Here is a 613-nt window from a genome sequence, read left to right as displayed (position 1 = left end):
GTTTGTTTTGATAATTCGGTAGTGGTTTGAAAAGTATGCTGGAATATTATCAAATAATCCAATGGCAGTTAAATATTTAAATATCAATATATTAAAAGAAGTATTTTTTGTAAGAGTATGTTTAGCATACTTTTCAAACAACTACCAATAATTCTACTACAAGTTGTTCTTTATATCTGCTTTGGATAGATTGGATTCTAAGTGATTTTACTATAACGCATAAAAAAAAGATTAACCAACATCCAAAAGCCGACACAGAGAAAAGAGAGCACTTTCAAGAACAAATAGTGGATAAGACTGCTCAAGACAAACCGATAGTCTATCTTGATGAATGTGGTTTTAAAGCCTTTGATCATAGACCTTATGGCTACAGCACAAAAGGACAAGTTTGTCATGGAAGTGATAACTGGCATTTAAAGAACCAGAGCAATGCGATTGGAGCCATTATCAATGGAGAATTGTTTGCCTTACGCTTATATGATGGTTCTATTAACAGCGATATTTTCTCTCATTGGGTGAGAGAAGCACTGTTACCTGAGTTACCTAAAAACAGTGTAATTGTCATGGACAATGCCGCTTTTCATAAACGCAGTGATATTCAAGCAATCATTGA

General features: G+C 33.6%; 1 protein-coding gene. It reads left to right on the top strand.

Features of this window, described 5'->3' with window-relative positions; translation table 11 throughout:
- Positions 1 to 287 precede the first annotated feature (287 nt).
- The coding region (locus tag A5N85_RS13775) for a transposase (protein ID WP_211268246.1) at positions 288 to 613 on the top strand (326 nt) is incomplete at its 3' end.

Source organism: Suttonella ornithocola (assembly GCF_001889065.1).
Taxonomy (GTDB): Bacteria; Pseudomonadota; Gammaproteobacteria; order Cardiobacteriales; family Cardiobacteriaceae; genus Suttonella_A; species Suttonella_A ornithocola.
This window is presented reverse-complemented; position numbering and strand designations above follow the sequence as displayed.